The sequence below is a fragment of the Pseudomonas antarctica genome (assembly GCF_001647715.1).
Taxonomy (GTDB): Bacteria; Pseudomonadota; Gammaproteobacteria; order Pseudomonadales; family Pseudomonadaceae; genus Aquipseudomonas; species Aquipseudomonas antarctica_A.
In genome coordinates this window covers 4,524,651-4,539,913 of record NZ_CP015600.1, presented here as the reverse complement: position 1 = coordinate 4,539,913, position 15,263 = coordinate 4,524,651, and the positions used below count along the sequence as shown (strand labels likewise).

Genomic DNA, 15,263 nt, shown 5'->3' with positions numbered 1-15,263 from the left:
TTGATCAAGGAGCGAACAAGTGCTTGAGATTCATCTGGACCCTGATGTGTTGTCGGGTTTGCAAGAAGTTATGGAGAGCGAGTACCCCAAGCTGCTCGATACCTTTCTTGACGATTCGCAAAAGCGTGTCGAGGCGTTGCGCAAGGCGCGTGATGATGCCAAGGCGCTGGGGCGGATTGCGCATAGCTTCAAGGGCAGTAGCGGCAATCTGGGCGCGGTGCGGTTGGCAGAGCTTTGCCGCCGGCTGGAAGACGGCTCTGCCGAACCCTTTCGCGTGGACCTCGGTGAACTGATCGATGAGATTGACCAGGAGTTCGCTCTGGTCCGGCCGTTGTACGAGCATGAGCGCCAGCGGTTTCAGCTTTGACTGAAGGGCCTCGGAAAACGTGGCCCGACTCTTGCTATATCACCTCTGACTGCATCCTCGACCCCCAATGCAGTGGAGACCTTTACCTATGCCAGTTGCCCCGAATTCGCTCCTTCAGGCTGCCCCAGTGGCCAAGCCTCAAGCGCCTGCCGCCGCACCCCCGGTGGTGGCTGCGGACCCACGGGACAAGGGCCCTGGCTTCGCTCAAGTGTTTGCCAATCAAGGTGCGAAACCGACGGCGAAGATCGACGTCGCGCCGGCCAAACCCACGCGTGACAAGTCTTCCGACACCAGCACCAAGCCTGTGACCGGTAATGATAAGCCTGCCGTCAGTTCGCCAGCCGTTGCCGATAGCGGCAATCCCTTGCCTGCCAAGCCGGCCGCCACGTCCGACGCCAGCACCAGTACCGACACCAGCAGCAAAGACGACAAACCCACCGACCCGTCCGTGGCGCAGCAACCCCCGGTTGATCCTGTCGTTGATCCGGCATTGATTGCCACGGTCACGCCGGTTGTCGTGCCTGTCCCCGTGGAAGCACCGACGCCTGTGGCCGCCAAGGACGACAATGCCCAGCCTGTCGTCGCGGCACCGGTTGCGGCCACGGATGAGGCCAAGCAACCCGCGTTCGACCCTGCAGCCGACCCGCTGGATTCGATGCCGGCCGTGCGCCTGGCGATGGAGCAGGGCGGTCACGTCTCGGCCAGCAGCCAGACACCGCAGAAAACCGCCCCGACGACTCAGGACCCACTGACCTCCGCGCAGAATTTTGCCGCCGGTCTGGCAAATATGGTTGACCAGCAAGCCACCAAGGACAGCACTGACCAAGGCGGCGACAAAGCCTTCAGCGGGCTGATCGAAGGTGGGCTCAAGGATTTGAAAGACGCCAGCAGTGACACCCGTGTCGATGACTTCGCCAGCCGTCTGGCCGCGTTGACCCAGGCTGCCACGCCGAAAACGGCGAATGCCTTGCCGCCGGTCGCGAATGCGCCACTGGCCATGCACCAGAGCGGCTGGACCGACGAAGTGGTCAACCGCGTAATGTACTTGTCCAGCGCCAACCTCAAGTCGGCAGAGATCCAATTGCAGCCGGCTGAGCTGGGGCGCCTGGATATCAAGGTCAACATGACGGCGGACCAGCAGGCCCAGGTTACGTTCATGAGTGGTCATGCCGTGGTGCGCGAAGCGCTGGAAAGCCAGTCCGGGCGTTTGCGCGAAATGTTTGCCCAGCAGGGCATGGGGCAGGTGGACGTTAACGTCTCCGATCAGTCCCGTGGTTGGCAGGGGCAAGGGCAGGAGCAACAGCAGCAGAACCAGGCTCGCGGCGTGAGTGGCAGCGGTGGGCGGAGTGAGGGTGGTGACGCGGGTGAGCATGCTGAAGTGGCTGCGGCCGTCGCGCCGGTGACCCAGACCATCGTCGGCTCCAGTGCCGTTGATTACTACGCCTGATTCCAGCCTGAATCCGCTTAGTGTGGGAGCTGGCTTGCCTGCGATGGCGGTGTATCAGTTACAGAAATGCCAACTGACCCACCGCCATCGCAGGCAAGCCAGCTCCCACATTTGTTTTGTGGTGTTCGCTCTTCCTGAATTACCAGACAACTCTGGCATAACACTTGCTCTTGCCTTTCCGTAGATCTATGAATTCCCGAATAGTGACGGATTATTGGCATGGCGAAGAGCGACGACGCAGCAACACCCCCCGCAAGCAAGGGCAAGCTCAAGCTTATCCTGCTGATTGTGCTGGGCCTGCTCCTGGCCATCGGCGCTTCGGTGGGCGGTACCTGGTACATCATGCACAGCAGTGCAAGCAAACCGGCCCCCGCCGCCGAAACCGCCAGTAACGCCAAACAACCGGCAATATTCGAGCCGATGCTTCCGGCCTTTGTCGCCAACTTCAACCAGAACGGCCGTCAACGCTACCTTCAGGTGAGTATCACCTTGCTGGCGCGTAACCAGGCGGACCTGGATGCCCTCAAGGTGCACATGCCGGTTATCCGCAACAATCTGGTGATGCTGTTCTCCGGGCAGAGCTTCGAAAGCCTGGCCACGCCGGTCGGCCAGGAAATGCTGCGCCAGAAGGTCACTGCCAGTGTGCAGGAAGTGGCCCAGAAAGAGCTTGGCAAAGTCGTGGTCGAGCAGGCGCTCTTCACTAACTTCGTATTGCAGTAGGATCACGAGATGGCCGTGCAAGACCTGCTGTCCCAGGATGAAATTGACGCGCTGTTGCATGGCGTCGACGATGGTCTGGTACAGACCGAACTGGCTGCCGAGCCCGGCAGCGTCAAAAGTTATGACCTCACCACCCAGGATCGCATCGTCCGTGGACGCATGCCGACGCTGGAAATGATCAACGAGCGCTTCGCCCGGTACACCCGTATCAGCATGTTCAACATGCTGCGCCGTTCGGCGGACGTGGCGGTGGGCGGTGTGCAGGTGATGAAGTTCGGCGAGTACGTGCACTCGCTGTACGTGCCCACCAGCCTCAACCTGGTCAAGATCAAGCCGTTGCGCGGTACCGCACTGTTCATCCTCGACGCCAAACTGGTGTTCAAACTGGTGGACAACTTCTTCGGCGGCGACGGCCGTCACGCGAAGATTGAAGGCCGTGAATTCACCCCGACCGAATTGCGCGTGGTGCGCATGGTGCTGGAGCAAGCCTTCATCGACTTGAAGGAAGCCTGGCAGGCGATCATGGAAGTCAATTTCGAGTACATCAACTCGGAAGTGAACCCGGCCATGGCCAACATCGTCGGCCCCAGCGAAGCGATTGTGGTGTCCACCTTCCACATCGAACTCGATGGCGGTGGCGGCGACCTGCACGTGACCATGCCGTACTCGATGATCGAGCCGGTGCGCGAGATGCTCGACGCCGGTTTCCAGTCCGACCTGGACGACCAGGATGAGCGTTGGGTCAAGGCGCTGCGCGAAGACCTGCTCGACGTCGACGTACCTTTGAGCGCCACCGTGGCCCGTCGCCAGCTGCGTTTGCGCGATATTTTGCACATGCAGCCGGGGGACGTGATTCCGGTGGAATTGCCGGAAGAACTGATCATGCGCGCCAATGGCGTGCCATCGTTCAAGGTCAAGCTCGGCTCCCACAAGGGCAACCTGGCGTTGCAAGTGATCGAACCGATCAACCGTCGCTGATCCGCCCCTATTTTTTGATGAATGTTTGCTCCGCCGAGGACATGTAATGGCTACCGAACACGAAAACACTTCCGCCGAAGACCAGGCCCTGGCTGACGAGTGGGCTGCGGCCCTGGAAGAAACCGGCGATGTTGGCCAGGACGATATCGACGCGCTGCTGGCCGCCGACGCCGCCAGTGCGCCGGCCGGCAACCGCCTGCCGATGGAAGAATTTGGCAGTGTGCCGAAGAACAACGACCCGGTGACCCTCGACGGCCCGAACCTGGATGTGATCCTCGACATTCCGGTGTCGATTTCCATGGAAGTCGGCAGCACCGAAATCAATATCCGTAACCTGCTGCAACTCAACCAGGGTTCGGTGATCGAGCTTGATCGCCTGGCCGGCGAGCCACTGGACGTGCTGGTCAACGGCACGCTGATCGCCCATGGCGAGGTGGTGGTGGTCAACGAGAAGTTCGGCATCCGCCTGACGGACGTGATCAGCCCGAGCGAACGCATCAAGAAGTTGCGCTGATATGAAGTATTCGATGGCGGGACTGTTTCTGGCGCTGCCATTGAGCGCCCTGGCGGCTGAGCCGGTCGCGCAAGCGGCGGCTGCGGCGCCCGTAGTCAGCAGTGGCATCGGCGGGCAATTGACCCAGTTGGTGCTCGGTCTGTTGCTGGTGGTGGGGTTGATCTTTGTATTGGCCTGGTTGATGCGCCGCGTGCAGCGCATCGGCCCGGGCAATGGCCAGGTGATCGAGATGATCGGCTCGCGTGCACTCGGCCCGCGTGACCGTCTGGTGCTGGTGCAAGTCGGCGAGGAGCAGATTCTGCTCGGCATCACGCCTGGCCGCATCACCCCGCTGCACGTGCTCAAGTCGCCGGTCGAAGTGGCCAGGACCGAGGCCGCCACGCCAGAATTCGCCCAGCGCCTGATGGAGTTGCTGGGCAAGGATCAGAAGGATAAGAAGTAATGCGCGTTTTATTGACGCTCATGCTGTTGCTGGCGGCGCCGTTGGCGTTGGCGGCCGACCCGTTGTCGATCCCGGCGATCACGCTGGGCACCAACGCTGCCGGCGCCCAGGAATATTCGGTCAGCCTGCAGATCCTGCTGATCATGACCGCGCTGAGTTTTATCCCGGCGTTTGTGATGCTGATGACCAGCTTTACGCGGATCATCATCGTCTTCTCGATTTTGCGTCAGGCCCTCGGCCTGCAACAGACGCCGTCGAACCAGATTCTCACCGGCATGGCGCTGTTTTTGACGCTGTTCATCATGGCACCGGTGTTCGACAAGGTGAACCAGCAAGCGCTGCAACCGTATCTGGCGGAAAAACTCACGGCTCAGGACGCGATCGACAAGGCCCAGGGCCCGATCAAGGACTTCATGCTGTCGCAAACCCGCTCCAGCGACCTTGAGCTGTTCATGCGTTTGTCCAAGCGCACCGACATCGCCACCCCGGATCAGGCGCCGCTGACCATCCTGGTGCCGGCGTTCGTCACCTCCGAGTTGAAGACCGCGTTCCAGATCGGCTTCATGATTTTCATCCCGTTCCTGATCATCGACCTGGTGGTGGCGAGCGTGCTGATGGCCATGGGTATGATGATGCTGTCGCCGCTGATTATCTCGTTGCCGTTCAAGATCATGCTGTTTGTGCTGGTGGACGGCTGGGCGCTGATTATCGGCACGCTGGCCAGCAGTTTCGGCGGAGTGTAGGCCAATGACCCCAGAAGTCGCCGTCGACCTGTTTCGTGAAGCGTTGTGGCTGACCACCATGATGGTCGCCGTGCTGGTGGTGCCGAGCCTGTTGGTCGGCCTGCTGGTGGCCATGTTCCAGGCCGCGACGCAGATCAACGAACAAACCTTGAGCTTCCTCCCGCGTTTGCTGGTGATGCTGATCACCCTGATTGTCGCTGGCCCGTGGCTGGTGCAAACCTTCATGGAATACATCCTGCAGTTGTACGGCAGTATTCCGCAGTTGATCGGCTGACCCCATGCAATCTGTGCTGGCATTGACCGACACCCAGATCAGCACGTGGGTGGCGTCTTTCATCTTGCCGATGTTCCGCGTCACAGCGGTGCTGATGACCATGCCGGTGTTCGGCACTACCCTGGTTCCGCGGCGTATCCGTTTGTATTTCGCCTTCGCCATCACCGTGGTGATCGTGCCCGGGCTGCCGCCGATGCCGCCGGTGAATGCCCTGGACCTCAGTGCATTGCTGCTGATTGCCGAGCAGATCCTGATCGGTGCGCTGCTGGGCTTCTCGCTCACGTTGTTCTTCCAGGCGTTTGTGATTGCCGGGCAAATCATCTCGATCCAGATGGGCATGGGCTTCGCTTCCATGGTCGACCCCACCAACGGCGTGTCGGTGGCAGTGATCGGGCAGTTCCTGACCATGCTGGTGACGTTGCTGTTCCTGGCCATGAACGGCCACTTGGTGGTGTTCGAGGTCATGACCGAAAGTTTCACCACCCTGCCGGTGGGCTCGGGGTTGGTGGTCAGTCACTTCTGGGAGCTGGTGGGGCGCCTCAGTTGGGTGTTGGGCGCGTCGTTGTTGCTGGTCTTGCCGGCAATCACCGCCTTGCTGGTGGTCAACATCGCCTTTGGCGTGATGACCCGCGCGGCGCCGCAACTGAACATCTTCTCGATTGGTTTCCCGTTGACCCTGGTGTTGGGCATGGGGATTTTCTGGATCGGCATGGCCGACATTCTCAATCAGTATCAACCGCTGGCGACCGACGCCTTGCAGTTCTTACGTGACCTGGCACGAGCGCGCTGAGCCATGGCCGAGAGCGAGAGTGGTCAGGACAAAACAGAAGACCCCACGGAGAAACGCAAAAAGGACTCCAGGGAAAAGGGCGAGATTGCCCGCTCCAAAGAGCTCAATACCCTCGCCGTGATGCTCGCCGGCTCCGGCGGCCTGTTGATTTACGGCGGTGGTTTGGCGCTGGACATGATGGAGTTGATGAAACTCAACTTCTCACTGCCCCGCGAAGTGCTGCTCAGCCCCGGCGCCATGGGCCAATACCTGTTGCACTCGGGCAAAATCGCGATTCTGGCGGTGCAGCCGGTGCTGATCACGCTCTTGCTGGCCGCGTTGATCGGGCCGGTGTCCCTCGGCGGCTGGTTGTTTGCCGCCGGCAGCATGGCACCCAAATTCAGCCGGATGAACCCCGGGCCCGGGCTCAAGCGCATGTTTTCCGCCAAGGCGCTGGTGGAGTTGCTCAAGGCGCTGGCGAAATTCATCCTGATCCTGTTTGTGGCACTGACGGTGTTGTCGTCCGACATCGACGACTTGCTGCGCATTGCCCATGAGCCGCTGGAGTCAGCGATCATTCACAGCGTGCAGGTGGTGGGCTGGAGCGCGCTGTGGATGGCTTGCGGGCTGATCATCATCGCTGCCGTGGATGCGCCGATCCAGCTGTGGGAAAGCCACAAGAAACTGCTGATGACCAAGCAGGAAGTGCGCGACGAGCACAAGGACCAGGAAGGCCGCCCCGAGGTCAAGCAGCGTATTCGTCAGCTGCAGCGCGAAATGTCCCAGCGCAAGATGATGGCGGCGGTGCCCGATGCCGACGTGGTCATCACCAACCCGACGCACTACGCGGTGGCGCTCAAGTACGACCCGGAGAAGGGCGGCGCGCCGATGCTGCTGGCCAAGGGCAGCGACTTTACCGCGCTGAAAATCCGCGAAATTGCCGTGGCCAACGACATCCTCTTGCTGGAGTCGCCGGAGCTGGCGCGGTCGATCTTCTACTCCACCGACCTCGATCAGGAAATTCCTGCGGGGCTGTACCTGGCCGTGGCGCAGGTGTTGGCTTATGTCTATCAAATCCGCCAATACCGCGCGGGCAAGGGCAAGCGGCCTGATCCGCTCAAAGACCTGCCGATTCCACCGGATTTGCGCCGCGATTCCTGATCCTGGGCTGGTGGTGAACTGCTTCCTTTGGCGAACTCGCTTACCACAATTAAGCCGCGATCCAATCATTACCACTCGTCGCTAATCACCGTCTACCTGTCAACTCTGACAGTAGTCAGCGCCGCCTTCCCGCGGTTCCATGGCACCACACTGCACACAGGTAGTTAAGAGATGCAGAGGGAGCAGTGATGGAAGCGGTAATGGGTACGATCAAATCTTATTGCCGAAAAACCGGGGAAGGCGTGATTGCCCTTGATGACGGTGACGAGCCCGTGCGTGTCGATCTCAAGAGTACGGCCGGAATTTGGCTGGAAAAGGGGCAGCGGGTGAAATTTGCGAGGATCCATCGTCCTGCGGGTATTTTTGCGACCAGCATCAAAATTATCTAGCGACCTCTGTGGCTCATCGACCCAGAGGTCAGGAGAACGGCAATGGCGACAGGTACTGTTAAGTGGTTTAACGACAGTAAGGGGTTTGGTTTTATTTCTCCGGATGATAGCGGCGCTGAAGTCTTCGTTCACTTTACGGCGATTCAGCGTGAGGGGTTCAAGACGCTCACGGAAAACCAAAAGGTGGAGTTCGAGGTTGAGAAAGGCCTGAAAGGGCTCCAGGCTGTGAATGTGCGCGTTGCGTAAAGATTCACTTGATCGTTCCCACCTGCGGGAACGATCTCTTATCTGATGTTCTGCCTAGAATTTGCCGGGTTCTGACTCGGATGGCGGCCCCATGTCATCCAGCGCTCGCTCAGCCAACAACCGTGATACCTCAATCAACTGCGCAATGCCCAGCGCGCCTTCTCGCCGCGACCCTTCCAGATCAAAGGCGAAGTCGCAGGCCAGCGCGTGGGCGGACGCCAGGGTTTCGGTGAGGTTGACCAGCAGGTCTTCGGTGCTGATGCCGTCGATGACGGTGAAAAGCGCGGCGGGGGAATTTTGTGTGGCTTTGGACATGGCGTCGCTCCTTGGAAGGAATAAGAGTTCTCCTTGATATTGCGAGCCGCGACGCCCGACCACTGTATTTGCAGCGGTGTACGGAGACTAGAGAGCGGGTTTCCTAGGGGCAACCTTAAAACCCTGTCGGAAATCTCCTCAGTGGCGGTGAGTTCACACAGATCCAAATGTGGGAGCGGGCTTGCTCGCGAAGGCGATGTGTCAGTCGGCAATGTACTCGCTGAACCACCGCCTTCGGGAGCAAGCCCCCTCCCACATTTGAATGGATTTACACCCGGTAGGCGCGGTCGCTTGTGCGGTCATCTGAGCCTCAGAGCAAAAGTTGGAAGGCTTCTTGCAATACCGCCTTCAGGACGCCCTCCAGCGTCAAAACTTTGCTTCAAGGAACACGAGGAATACCGGTGGTAGATCGCTCTCAAATGCTCAGCACGGCTCGTGGCACCCTGACTGACCTGTCGCGGGGAAATCTGGGTGTGCCGTTGCTGTTGCTGGTGATGCTGGCAATGATGATGTTGCCGATGCCGCCGTTCCTGCTCGACGTGTTTTTTACCTTCAACATTGCCCTGTCCGTCGTGGTGCTGCTGGTCTGTGTGTATGCCCTGCGGCCGCTGGATTTTGCGGTATTCCCGACCATCCTGCTGATTGCGACCCTGCTGCGCCTGGCGCTGAACGTGGCGTCTACGCGGGTGGTGATGCTTCATGGTCAGGACGGCCACGCCGCCGCCGGTAAGGTGATCCAGGCCTTCGGTGAAGTGGTGATTGGTGGTAACTATGTGGTCGGTATCGTGGTGTTCGCGATCCTGATGATCATCAACTTCGTGGTGGTGACCAAGGGCGCCGGGCGGATTTCCGAGGTGAGTGCGCGGTTTACCCTCGACGCCATGCCCGGCAAACAAATGGCGATCGACGCCGACCTCAACGCCGGCCTGATCGACCAGAACCAAGCCAAGTCCCGCCGCCTGGAAGTGGCCCAGGAAGCCGAGTTCTACGGCTCCATGGACGGTGCCAGCAAATTCGTACGCGGCGACGCCATCGCCGGCCTGCTGATTCTGTTCATCAACTTGATCGGCGGCATGGCAGTCGGCATCTTCCAGCACGGCATGACCTTCGGCGATGCGGGCAAGGTGTACGCCTTGCTGACCATCGGTGACGGTTTAGTGGCGCAATTGCCATCACTGTTGTTATCTACAGCTGCAGCCATCATGGTGACCCGTGCTTCGGGCTCCGAAGACATGGGCAAGCAGATCAGCCGGCAGATGTTCGCTTCGCCCAAGGCGCTGGCCGTGGCGGCGGGCATCATGGCGATCATGGGCATCGTGCCCGGCATGCCGCATATCTCGTTCTTGAGCATGGCGGCCATGGCGGCCGGCGGTGCTTATCTGTTCTGGCGCAAGCAAAACCTCGTCAAGGTCCAGGCCCAGCAGGAAATCGCCCGCCAGCAGGACTTGCTGCCGTCGCCGGCCCGCGCCCAGGAAACCAAGGAGCTTGGCTGGGATGACGTCACCCCGATCGACATGATCGGCCTGGAAGTCGGCTACCGCCTGATCCCGCTGGTAGACCGCAACCAAGGTGGCCAACTGCTCGCGCGGATCAAGGGTGTGCGCAAGAAGCTGTCCCAGGACCTGGGCTTCCTGATGCCCACCGTGCACATCCGCGACAACCTCGACCTGGCGCCCAGTGCCTACCGCCTGACCCTGATGGGCGTGATCCTCGCCGAAGCGGAGATCTACCCCGACCGCGAACTGGCGATCAACCCCGGCCAGGTATTCGGCACACTCAACGGCATAACCGCCAAAGATCCGGCTTTTGGCCTGGAAGCCGTGTGGATCGAAGTCAGCCAGCGCAGCCAGGCACAGTCTTTGGGTTACACCGTGGTAGACGCCAGCACGGTGGTCGCTACCCACCTTAACCAGATTCTCTACAAGCACTCCCACGAGCTGATCGGCCACGAGGAAGTCCAGCAATTGATGGGGTTGCTGGCCAAAGCCTCGCCAAAACTGGCCGAAGAACTGGTGCCCGGCGTGCTGTCGCTGTCGCAGTTGCTCAAGGTGCTGCAGGCCTTGCTCGCCGAACAGGTGCCGGTGCGCGACATTCGCAGCATTGCCGAGGCCATCGCGAACAATGCCGCCAAGAGTCAAGATACTGCCGCGCTGGTGGCTGCGGTGCGCGTCGGATTGTCCCGTGCAATCGTGCAAAGCATTGTAGGGGTTGAGTCTGAGCTGCCTGTTATCACCTTGGAGCCAAGGTTGGAACAAATATTGCTCAATAGTATTCAGAAGGCAGGGCAAGGCCAGGAAGAGGGCGTTCTGCTGGAGCCAAGCATGGCTGAGAAGCTACAGCGTTCGTTGATCGAAGCCGCGCAGCGTCAGGAAATGGCGGGTCACCCGGTGATTCTGCTGGTGGCGGGCCCGGTCCGAGCGATGTTGTCGCGGTTTGGACGTCTGGCAGTGCCGAATTTGCACGTTTTGGCTTATCAGGAAATTCCTGACAACAAGCAAGTGACTATTGTCGCGACAGTAGGGCCCAACGGCTGAGGTAGTGGGATATGCAAGTTAAGCGTTTTTTCGCCGCCGATATGCGTCAGGCCATGAAACTGGTACGTGATGAGCTGGGCGCCGATGCCGCGATTATTGGAAACCGCCGTATTGCCGGCGGTGTCGAGCTGACGGCTGCCCTGGATTACACCCCCTCGGCGCTGGCGCCGCGCGTGCCGAACATGGAGCTTGAGGACGAGCTGCGCAAGACCGCTTCGCGCATTGTCTCGGCCCAGGCTGAGCTGAGTATGCGTGGCGACAGCGATTCCACCAGCAGTCGCCAGTTGTTCGCCGGCCTGCCGCTGACCGCCGCCGAACCGCTGGTTGAGCCGACATTCAAAGAACCGCCGCGTCCTGCAGCGCCAGCCCCGGCTGCCGCAGTCGACCAGCGCGTGTTTGACTCGATGCGTTTTGAACTCAATGGCCTGCGTGAGCTGCTTGAAGTGCAATTGGGCTCGTTGGCGTGGAACCAGCTGCAAGGCAGCAAACCGCACCAGGCCAACCTGTGGCGTCGCCTGCAACGTATCGGCCTGTCCGGCCCGTTGTCCCGCGACCTGTTGGCACTGACTGCTGAAGTCGAAGAGCCTCGCCAGGCCTGGCGCATGTTGCTGGCCCACCTGGCACGCATGATCGTCACGCCGGAAATCGAACCCCTGGAAGAGGGCGGTGTGATCGCCATGGTCGGCCCTGCCGGCATGGGCAAGACCACCACCCTGGCCAAGCTGGCTGCGCGTTATGTGCTCAAGTACGGCGCGCAGAATATCGCGCTGGTGAGCATGGACAGCTACCGTATTGGCGCCCAGGAACAGCTTAAGACCCTGGGCCGCATCCTCAATGTGTCGGTGACCCACGTCGACGCGGGCCAGTCCCTGGCCAACGCGCTCGACCCGTTGCTGCGCAAGCGTGTGGTGCTGATCGACACTGCCGGCCTGCAAGCCAGTGATCCGGCATTGCGCATGCAGCTGGAAAGCCTGGCTGGGCGTGGCATCAAGTCAAAAAATTACCTGGTGCTTGCAACCACCAGCCAGAAACAGGTTCTTACCGCTGCCTATCACAGCTACAAGCGTTGCGGCCTGGCGGGTTGCATTCTGACCAAGCTCGACGAAACGGCGAGCCTGGGTGAAGTGCTGAGCCTGGCCATCAGTCATGAATTACCGGTCGCCTACCTGACCGACGGGCCGCGGATTCCGGATGATTTACATCTGCCGCGCCGTCATCAGTTAGTCAGCCGTGCTGTCAGCGTGCAAATGCAAGAAGAGCCTAGCGAGGAAGCGATGGCCGACATGTTCGCCGACCTTTACCACAACCCGGCAAAGCGGGTGGGTTGAAGGGCAGGATGAACACCGTGAAAAGTATCTACATCGATGGTCTGCAAGCGATTCACGCGGCCAAGCCATGTAGCCTGCGTCTAAGCAAGACAAGGTAAAGAAATAAAATGGGCAGCATGCATCCCGTACAGGTGATCGCGGTGACCGGCGGCAAAGGTGGCGTCGGAAAAACTAACGTGTCAGTGAATTTGTCCCTGGCCCTGGCAGAGCTTGGCCGTCGGGTCATGCTGCTGGATGCTGACCTGGGGCTGGCGAACGTCGACGTTCTGCTGGGGCTGACACCCAAACACACCCTTGCCGATGTGATCGAGGGCCGCTGCGAGCTGCGCGATGTGCTGCTGCAAGGTCCCGGTGGCATTCGTATCGTGCCGGCGGCCTCGGGTACCCAGAGCATGGTGCATCTGAGCCCGGCGCAGCACGCCGGCCTGATCCAGGCGTTCAGTGACATCGGCGACAACCTCGACGTGCTGGTGATCGACACCGCCGCCGGGATCGGCGAGTCCGTGGTCAGCTTCGTGCGCGCTGCCCAGGAAGTGCTGCTGGTGGTCTGCGATGAGCCCACCTCCATCACCGATGCCTACGCCCTGATCAAACTGCTTAACCGTGACTACGGCATGAATCGCTTCCGTGTGCTGGCCAACATGGCCCAAAGCCCGCAGGAAGGGCGAAACCTGTTCGCCAAGTTGACCAAGGTCACGGATCGCTTCCTCGATGTCGCCTTACAATACGTTGGCGCAGTTCCCTATGACGAGTGTGTGCGCAAGGCTGTGCAAAAGCAGCGTGCAGTCTATGAAGCGTTCCCTCGTTCGAAGTGCGCATTGGCGTTCAAGGCTATTGCCCAGAAGGTCGATACTTGGCCGTTGCCCGCCAACCCGCGCGGGCATCTGGAGTTTTTCGTCGAGCGATTGGTGCATCAGACGAGCGCAGGACCGGTGCTATGACAGCCAGCGGCTATAACCTTTACAAAAACTCGGCACGTGACAGCCAAGGCGAATTGATCGAGCGCTATGCGCCCCTGGTCAAGCGCATTGCCTACCACTTGCTGGCACGCCTGCCTGCCAGTGTACAGGTTGAAGACCTGATCCAGGCCGGCATGATCGGCCTGCTCGAAGTGTCGACCAAATACGACGCGAGCAAAGGCGCGAGTTTCGAGACGTATGCGGGTATCCGTATCCGTGGTGCGATGCTCGATGAAGTGCGTAAAGGGGACTGGGCGCCGCGTTCGGTACACCGCAACACGCGAATGGTCAGTGACGCAATTCGTGCAATTGAAGCAAAAACAGGTCGTGACGCTAAAGATCATGAAGTTGCGGCCGAACTCCAATTGAGTCTCGACGATTACTACGGGATTTTGAACGATACCTTGGGCAGCCGCCTGTTCAGTTTCGACGACCTGTTGCAGGACGGCGAACACGAAGGGCTGCACGAGGACGGCGCGAGTGCACATCTCGAACCGTCGCGCGACCTGGAAGATGAACGCTTCCAGGGGGCGTTGGCGGAAGCGATTGCCAATTTGCCTGAGCGTGAGCGACTGGTGTTGGCGCTGTACTACGACGAAGAGCTGAACCTCAAGGAAATCGGTGAGGTCCTGGGGGTCAGCGAATCGCGTGTCAGCCAGCTGCATAGCCAGTGCGCAGCCCGCTTGCGGGGGCGATTGGGAGAGTGGCGCGCGCGCTGACAGGCAGTGTGGGGATACTGCAGCGCAATTAGGCGAGAGGTGAAAAGCCTTTCGCGGGTTCGTTCCGTGGTACCCCTGGCAGTCCTTTTTGTGTAACGCCTGTTGATTGAAATGGCGCGTCCAGGTGCTGGGCGCGTTTAAGACTGCTTGGAGGTCGAATTGGACAAGAACATGAAAATCCTCATCGTTGATGACTTCTCAACGATGCGGCGGATCATAAAAAACCTGTTGCGTGACCTTGGGTTCACCAACACGGTCGAGGCGGATGACGGCCTGACGGCGATTCCTATCCTCAACAGCGGGAGCATCGACTTTCTGGTAACCGACTGGAACATGCCGGGCATGACCGGCATCGACTTGCTGCGTCACGTGCGCGCCGATGAAAAACTGCGCAGCCTGCCTGTGCTGATGGTGACCGCCGAAGCCAAGCGTGAACAGATCATCGAAGCCGCCCAAGCCGGGGTTAACGGTTACGTGGTTAAGCCATTCACTGCATTGGCCTTGAAAGAGAAGATCGAAAAAATCTTCGAACGCATCCACGGCTGATGCCACCACGGGGGAGCTATGGAGCATAAAGAATCATCGCAGGCAGACTTTGAGTCGACCCTGAAAAAGCATGCTCACCAGTTGGTCGAAAGCCTTGAAAAAGGCCAGTTCGGCGACGCGGTGCAGTTAATCCATGAGCTTAACCAGACCCGTGACCGCGGCCTGTACCAGGAAGTGGGCAAGCTCACACGCGAGCTGCACAGTGCGATCGTCAATTTTCAGATTGACCCGCACATGCCCCAGGCCGAAGAAATCTCGCAAATCACCGATGCCACCGAACGCCTGTCCTATGTGGTCAGGCTGACTGAGGCGGCGGCCAACCGCACCATGGACCTGGTGGAAAACGCCACGCCCCTGGTCAATGGCATGGCGACCGAAGCGCAGGCCCTCAGCGTTGACTGGGGCCGTTTCATGCGTCGGGAAGTGGGGGCTGAAGAGTTTCGTGAGTTGGCGCGTCGGGTCGACGCTTTTCTGTCGCGCAGCGAAGAGGAAAACCGCAAGGTTGCCAGCAACCTCAATGACATTCTGCTGGCCCAGGATTACCAGGACCTCACCGGTCAGGTGATCAAACGCGTGACCCAGTTGGTCACCGAAGTGGAAAGCAACTTGCTCAAATTGGTGCTCATGGCTGGCCAAGTTGATCGTTTTGCCGGCATCGAACATGACCGCGAAGCGATCCTCTCGGAAAAAGATCCACAAAAACATCTCGCCAAGGGTGAAGGTCCGCAGATTCATGCCGATAAACGTGAAGACGTTATGTCAGGTCAGGATGACGTAGATGACCTGTTATCCAGTTTAGGCTTCTAAGGAGC

19 protein-coding genes are annotated in these 15,263 nt (G+C 59.8%); 18 read left to right on the top strand and 1 reads right to left on the bottom strand.

The annotated features are described in order from the left end of the window. Positions 1-19: 19 nt before the first annotated feature. The 12 genes from A7J50_RS20545 to A7J50_RS20490 all read left to right on the top strand — a co-directional run bounded on the left by A7J50_RS20545 (position 20) and on the right by A7J50_RS20490 (position 8,050). On the top strand, positions 20-367 hold the full coding sequence (locus A7J50_RS20545) for an Hpt domain-containing protein (protein WP_064453457.1): 348 nt from the start codon (positions 20-22) through the stop codon (positions 365-367). Between the two features lie 88 nt (positions 368-455). Then, positions 456-1,814 carry a flagellar hook-length control protein FliK gene (locus A7J50_RS20540; protein ID WP_064453456.1) on the top strand — a complete coding sequence of 453 codons (1,359 nt, stop codon included), beginning with the start codon at positions 456-458 and terminating at the stop codon, positions 1,812-1,814. Between the two features lie 219 nt (positions 1,815-2,033). After that, positions 2,034-2,534: a flagellar basal body-associated protein FliL gene (gene fliL, locus A7J50_RS20535; protein ID WP_064453455.1), complete on the top strand. Its 501-nt coding sequence runs from the start codon at positions 2,034-2,036 to the stop codon at positions 2,532-2,534. Positions 2,535-2,543: 9 nt separating this feature from the next. After that, the gene (fliM, locus tag A7J50_RS20530; RefSeq protein WP_064453454.1) at positions 2,544-3,512 is read left to right on the top strand and encodes a flagellar motor switch protein FliM; all 969 of its coding nucleotides are present in this window, start codon (positions 2,544-2,546) and stop codon (positions 3,510-3,512) included. Positions 3,513-3,558: 46 nt separating this feature from the next. Next, positions 3,559-4,026 carry a flagellar motor switch protein FliN gene (gene fliN, locus A7J50_RS20525; protein WP_064453453.1) on the top strand — a complete coding sequence of 156 codons (468 nt, stop codon included), beginning with the start codon at positions 3,559-3,561 and terminating at the stop codon, positions 4,024-4,026. Between the two features lies 1 nt (position 4,027). After that, positions 4,028-4,468, top strand: coding sequence for a flagellar biosynthetic protein FliO (fliO, locus tag A7J50_RS20520; RefSeq protein WP_064453452.1), 441 nt, complete (start codon positions 4,028-4,030; stop codon positions 4,466-4,468). Continuing rightward, the gene (gene fliP / locus A7J50_RS20515) at positions 4,468-5,211 is read left to right on the top strand and encodes a flagellar type III secretion system pore protein FliP (protein ID WP_017134948.1); all 744 of its coding nucleotides are present in this window, start codon (positions 4,468-4,470) and stop codon (positions 5,209-5,211) included. The genes fliO and fliP overlap by 1 nt, the downstream gene beginning before the upstream one ends. 4 nt (positions 5,212-5,215) lie before the next feature. Beyond that, positions 5,216-5,485, top strand: a complete 270-nt coding sequence (fliQ, locus tag A7J50_RS20510) for a flagellar biosynthesis protein FliQ (RefSeq protein ID WP_003214552.1) — start codon at positions 5,216-5,218, stop codon at positions 5,483-5,485. A 4-nt stretch (positions 5,486-5,489) separates the two neighbouring features. After that, positions 5,490-6,275 (top strand): flagellar biosynthetic protein FliR, encoded by a 786-nt coding sequence (gene fliR / locus A7J50_RS20505; RefSeq protein WP_064453451.1) that lies wholly within the window; start codon positions 5,490-5,492, stop codon positions 6,273-6,275. Between the two features lie 3 nt (positions 6,276-6,278). Next, on the top strand, positions 6,279-7,415 hold the full coding sequence (gene flhB / locus A7J50_RS20500) for a flagellar biosynthesis protein FlhB (RefSeq protein ID WP_064453450.1): 1,137 nt from the start codon (positions 6,279-6,281) through the stop codon (positions 7,413-7,415). 188 nt (positions 7,416-7,603) lie between these two features. Next, a complete protein-coding gene (locus tag A7J50_RS20495) occupies positions 7,604-7,804 on the top strand; it encodes a hypothetical protein (protein ID WP_064453449.1) in 201 nt (66 codons plus the stop codon). Positions 7,805-7,846: 42 nt separating this feature from the next. Further along, positions 7,847-8,050, top strand: coding sequence for a cold-shock protein (locus A7J50_RS20490; RefSeq protein WP_064453448.1), 204 nt, complete (start codon positions 7,847-7,849; stop codon positions 8,048-8,050). Between the two features lie 54 nt (positions 8,051-8,104). On the opposite strand, the gene A7J50_RS20485 is transcribed toward A7J50_RS20490, so the two are convergent. Beyond that, positions 8,105-8,365: a DUF6124 family protein gene (locus A7J50_RS20485; RefSeq protein WP_064453447.1), complete on the bottom strand. Its 261-nt coding sequence runs from the start codon at positions 8,363-8,365 to the stop codon at positions 8,105-8,107. A gap of 419 nt (positions 8,366-8,784) precedes the next feature. On the opposite strand from A7J50_RS20485, the gene flhA reads away from it, so the two are divergent. The 6 genes from flhA (at position 8,785) to A7J50_RS20455 (ending at position 15,258) form a co-directional block, all read left to right on the top strand. Next, complete coding sequence (flhA, locus tag A7J50_RS20480; protein ID WP_064453446.1) at positions 8,785-10,899, top strand: flagellar biosynthesis protein FlhA; 2,115 nt, start codon at positions 8,785-8,787, stop codon at positions 10,897-10,899. 11 nt (positions 10,900-10,910) lie between these two features. Further along, the gene (gene flhF / locus A7J50_RS20475; protein ID WP_064453445.1) at positions 10,911-12,227 is read left to right on the top strand and encodes a flagellar biosynthesis protein FlhF; all 1,317 of its coding nucleotides are present in this window, start codon (positions 10,911-10,913) and stop codon (positions 12,225-12,227) included. Between the two features lie 107 nt (positions 12,228-12,334). Continuing rightward, complete coding sequence (gene fleN, locus A7J50_RS20470) at positions 12,335-13,168, top strand: flagellar synthesis regulator FleN (protein WP_003192912.1); 834 nt, start codon at positions 12,335-12,337, stop codon at positions 13,166-13,168. Then, positions 13,165-13,905, top strand: a complete 741-nt coding sequence (gene fliA / locus A7J50_RS20465) for an RNA polymerase sigma factor FliA (protein ID WP_053257288.1) — start codon at positions 13,165-13,167, stop codon at positions 13,903-13,905. The genes fleN and fliA overlap by 4 nt, the downstream gene beginning before the upstream one ends. A 171-nt stretch (positions 13,906-14,076) precedes the next feature. Continuing rightward, the gene (locus tag A7J50_RS20460) at positions 14,077-14,451 is read left to right on the top strand and encodes a chemotaxis response regulator CheY (protein ID WP_003192908.1); all 375 of its coding nucleotides are present in this window, start codon (positions 14,077-14,079) and stop codon (positions 14,449-14,451) included. Between the two features lie 18 nt (positions 14,452-14,469). Continuing rightward, a complete protein-coding gene (locus tag A7J50_RS20455) occupies positions 14,470-15,258 on the top strand; it encodes a protein phosphatase CheZ (protein WP_064453444.1) in 789 nt (262 codons plus the stop codon). The last annotated feature ends 5 nt before the right edge of the window (positions 15,259-15,263 follow it).

Excerpts from the sequence above, each read along its gene's own strand:
- flhF (WP_064453445.1), top strand. The coding sequence starts at position 10,911 with ATGCAAGTTAAGCGTTTTTTCGCCGCCGATATGCGTCAGGCCATGAAA.
- A7J50_RS20460 (WP_003192908.1), top strand. The coding sequence starts at position 14,077 with ATGAAAATCCTCATCGTTGATGACTTCTCAACGATGCGGCGGATCATA.
- fliA (WP_053257288.1), top strand. The coding sequence starts at position 13,165 with ATGACAGCCAGCGGCTATAACCTTTACAAAAACTCGGCACGTGACAGC.
- A7J50_RS20455 (WP_064453444.1), top strand. The coding sequence starts at position 14,470 with ATGGAGCATAAAGAATCATCGCAGGCAGACTTTGAGTCGACCCTGAAA.
- fliQ (WP_003214552.1), top strand. The coding sequence starts at position 5,216 with ATGACCCCAGAAGTCGCCGTCGACCTGTTTCGTGAAGCGTTGTGGCTG.
- flhB (WP_064453450.1), top strand. The coding sequence starts at position 6,279 with ATGGCCGAGAGCGAGAGTGGTCAGGACAAAACAGAAGACCCCACGGAG.
- fliM (WP_064453454.1), top strand. The coding sequence starts at position 2,544 with ATGGCCGTGCAAGACCTGCTGTCCCAGGATGAAATTGACGCGCTGTTG.
- flhA (WP_064453446.1), top strand. The coding sequence starts at position 8,785 with ATGCTCAGCACGGCTCGTGGCACCCTGACTGACCTGTCGCGGGGAAAT.
- A7J50_RS20495 (WP_064453449.1), top strand. The coding sequence starts at position 7,604 with ATGGAAGCGGTAATGGGTACGATCAAATCTTATTGCCGAAAAACCGGG.
- fliO (WP_064453452.1), top strand. The coding sequence starts at position 4,028 with ATGAAGTATTCGATGGCGGGACTGTTTCTGGCGCTGCCATTGAGCGCC.
- fliR (WP_064453451.1), top strand. The coding sequence starts at position 5,490 with ATGCAATCTGTGCTGGCATTGACCGACACCCAGATCAGCACGTGGGTG.
- fliN (WP_064453453.1), top strand. The coding sequence starts at position 3,559 with ATGGCTACCGAACACGAAAACACTTCCGCCGAAGACCAGGCCCTGGCT.
- A7J50_RS20485 (WP_064453447.1), bottom strand. The coding sequence starts at position 8,365 with ATGTCCAAAGCCACACAAAATTCCCCCGCCGCGCTTTTCACCGTCATC.
- A7J50_RS20490 (WP_064453448.1), top strand. The coding sequence starts at position 7,847 with ATGGCGACAGGTACTGTTAAGTGGTTTAACGACAGTAAGGGGTTTGGT.
- fliP (WP_017134948.1), top strand. The coding sequence starts at position 4,468 with ATGCGCGTTTTATTGACGCTCATGCTGTTGCTGGCGGCGCCGTTGGCG.
- A7J50_RS20540 (WP_064453456.1), top strand. The coding sequence starts at position 456 with ATGCCAGTTGCCCCGAATTCGCTCCTTCAGGCTGCCCCAGTGGCCAAG.
- fleN (WP_003192912.1), top strand. The coding sequence starts at position 12,335 with ATGGGCAGCATGCATCCCGTACAGGTGATCGCGGTGACCGGCGGCAAA.
- fliL (WP_064453455.1), top strand. The coding sequence starts at position 2,034 with ATGGCGAAGAGCGACGACGCAGCAACACCCCCCGCAAGCAAGGGCAAG.